This window comes from Polaromonas sp., assembly GCF_043778355.1.
GTDB lineage: Bacteria > Pseudomonadota > Gammaproteobacteria > Burkholderiales > Burkholderiaceae_C > Polaromonas.
Window position 1 is genome coordinate 1 of record NZ_JAYWHI010000065.1, and the last position, 3,114, is coordinate 3,114.

A 3,114-nucleotide genomic window follows, 5' to 3' on the forward strand; every position below is an offset into this window, starting at 1 on the left:
CATCGGCACAGCCTAAAGTCATGCGCATCATCGTGCCCTATGCCGCGGGTGGCCCGATTGACGTAACGGCACGGCTGATGGCAGAACGTGTAAAAGACACGCTGGGTACGGTCATCATTGAAAACCGGCCTGGTGGCGGCGGCAACATTGGTGCTGATGCTATCGCCAAGGCAGCACCCGATGGCTTGAGCATCGGCATAGCGGCCGTAGCCACGCACGCCATCAACCCGTGGCTGTACAGCAAAATGCCTTACAACGCAGCAACAGACTTTGCACCGATCACGCAAATGCTGCGCGTGCCAAACGTGCTGGTGATGAATGCCGACACCGCAGCGCGTTTAAAAATCAACACGCTGGCTGACCTGATCAAATACGCCAAGGCCAATCCGGCCAAGCTGAACTACGGCAGCGGCGGTAACGGTAGTGCAGGCCATTTGGCGGGTGAAATGTTCAAAGCACAAGCGGGTATTTTTGCGGTTCACATCCCGTATAACGGCGGTAACCCGGCGCAACTCGGCCTGCTTAGCGGTCAGGTCGACTTCAATATTGACAACCTGGCCACGGCAGCCGCCAACATCAGGGCAGGCAAATTGAAAGCCCTGGCGGTAACAACTGCCCAGCGCAGCGCGTTGTTGCCTGACGTACCGCCGATTGCCGATACTTTCAAGGGTTTTGAGATTGACACGTGGTGGGGGCTGGTAGCGCCAGCTGCTACGCCGCCAGATGTGGTGGCCAAATTGAATGCTGCGTTTGTAGCGGCTTTGAATTCACCTGAAGCGAAGGCGCGGTTTGCTGCGTTGATGGCTGAGCCTGTAGGAAATTCACCCGAGCAGTTTGGCGCGTTTATGAAGAGTGAATTGGTTAAGTATGAGAAGGTTGTTAAGGCTTCTGGGGCTAAGGTTGATTGAGTTTATTTCTAATTTTTGGCCTGTAGCCTAATGAATACCGGAGTGAACAGCTTCTTAATTCATAGCGTATTTAGCTTTCACGTGGTTGCCGGGGGTTGCCCGGCGGCAACTCACTTTTCTTTTGCTTCGCCAAAAGCAAAGTAAGCAAAAGAAAAGGCGCCCCGCAGTCTGGGCCGCTTTGCGGTTCCTTGAAAAAGCTGAAGGAGCCGGAAAATCTAGAAACTAGCCAGCTTCGCTGTCGTCGGACATCTAGATTTTTTATCCGTCTCCTTCAGCTTTTTCAAGCCCAGCCAGGACGGGGTGGAAAAGTGGATTCGGGTGCGGGATTGGGGATGCCCTCACCCCTGCCCTCTCCCGGAGGGAGAGGGAGTAATGCGGTATTCTGTGAGCCGTTCGTGTGTTTGTGCCCTCTCCCTTTGGGAGAGGGTTAGAGTGAGGGCTGCACCCGCATCCGAATCCCTTTCCCCAACCCCGTCCTGGCTGAGGTGAGGTGCGCAGGGCAAAGTGGATCAGGGCAAGCACTTGTTTGAGCGAAGCGAGTTTGCGATTGACCCCACTTTGAACGAGCACCGCAGCGTGCCCGAAGCGCAGCGTAGGGACTCAGACTGCGGGTCGCCTTTTCTTTGGTTACTTTCTTTTGGCGAAGCAAAAGAAAGTGACTCGCAGCCGGGCGACTCCCGGCACTCTCAACAAAGTAATCCGCTATAAATTCAAGAGCTACTCGCGCCCGAATATAAAGCGCCACAGCCCAATTCACTCCCCCAGATAAGCCGCCCTAACCCTCGGATCATTCAACAACTCTTTGGCATCCCCATTCATCGTCACAATGCCCGACTCCATCACATAGCCACGATGCGCAATGCCCAGCGCACGGCTGGCGTTCTGCTCGACCAGCAAAATCGTTACGCCCTGCGCCGCCACGTCTCGCACCACCTCAAATATTTTGTCCACCATGATGGGCGACAAACCCATTGAGGGTTCGTCGAGCAGCAGCACCTTTGGGCGGCTCATCAGCGCGCGGCCCATGGCCAGCATTTGTTGCTCACCGCCGCTCATGGTGCCGGCCAGCTGGTCTTTACGTTCACGCAGGCGCGGGAAAATGGTGAACATTTTTTCCATATCCGCTGCAATCTCGGCTTTGTCATTGCGAATGTAAGCGCCCATCTGCAAATTCTCAATGATGGTCATGCGCGCAAACACGCCGCGCCCTTCGGGCACCATGGCAAGGCCGTCTTTGACCAGGTCCCAGGCGCCCTTACCCTTGATATTCTTACCCAGGTATTCAATGTCGCCTGCGGCTGGCGGCAGTGTGCCGGTGATGGCTTTCATGGTGGTGGTCTTACCCGCGCCGTTCGAGCCAATCAGCGTGACCAGCTCGCCCTCATTGACGTGCAGGTCAACACCTTTAACGGCTTTGATGCCGCCATAAGCCACTTGCAGGCCTGTGATTTTCAGGAGTGTGGTTGTCATCTTTTTTTGTCCGCCTAATGCCCGGAGCCCAAATAGGCGGTTATTACTTTTTCATTTTTTTGCACCTCGGACGGTAGCCCCTCAGCAATTTGCTTGCCGTAATCGAGCACCGTGACGCGGTCACACAAACCCATTACCAGCTTCACGTCGTGCTCAATCAGCAAGATGGTGCGGTTGTCTTTGCGAATCTGGTCAATCAGCTCGCGCAGCTGGACTTTTTCAGTGGCGTTCATGCCGGCGGCGGGCTCGTCCAGGGCAATCAGTTGCGGGTCGGTGGCCAGGGCTCTGGCAATTTCCAAACGGCGCTGGTCTCCATAGCTAAGCGTGCGCGCTTTGTAGTCAGCGTATTTGCCGATGCCCACGTAGTCGAGCAGTTCTTGCGAGCGTTTGGCAATAGCGGCTTCTTCGTTTTTAAAACTTGGTGTGCGAAATATTGCACCCAACAAACCGGACTTAGTGCGGATGTGTCGTCCCACCATGACATTTTCAAGCGCTGTCATCTCGGCAAACAACCTGATGTTTTGAAACGTACGGGCAATGCCGGCTTTCGCCACTTCATGGACTGCTGTGGGCTTGTAGGGCTTGCCTGCCAGCTCAAAGGTGCCGCTGTCGGGCGTGTAAAGGCCAGTCAGAACGTTAAAAAAGGTGGTTTTACCCGCGCCGTTCGGCCCGATCAGCCCGTATACCTGGCCGCGTTCAATGTGGATGCCGACATCGCTCAGTGCCTGCAAGCCGC

General features: G+C 55.3%; 3 protein-coding genes. 1 reads left to right on the forward strand and 2 read right to left on the reverse strand.

Features of this window, described 5'->3' with window-relative positions; all coding sequences use genetic code 11:
- The coding region (locus ACH2CW_RS10160; protein ID WP_395057699.1) for a Bug family tripartite tricarboxylate transporter substrate binding protein at positions 1 to 908 on the forward strand (908 nt) is incomplete at its 5' end.
- A 753-nt stretch (positions 909 to 1,661) separates the two neighbouring features.
- On the opposite strand, the gene ACH2CW_RS10165 is transcribed toward ACH2CW_RS10160, so the two are convergent.
- Both ACH2CW_RS10165 and ACH2CW_RS10170 read right to left on the reverse strand, forming a co-directional pair.
- Complete coding sequence (locus ACH2CW_RS10165) at positions 1,662 to 2,378, reverse strand: ABC transporter ATP-binding protein (protein ID WP_395057701.1); 717 nt, start codon at positions 2,376 to 2,378, stop codon at positions 1,662 to 1,664.
- A 14-nt stretch (positions 2,379 to 2,392) separates the two neighbouring features.
- A partial coding sequence (locus ACH2CW_RS10170) for an ABC transporter ATP-binding protein (RefSeq protein ID WP_395057703.1) occupies positions 2,393 to 3,114 on the reverse strand: 722 nt, incomplete at its 5' end.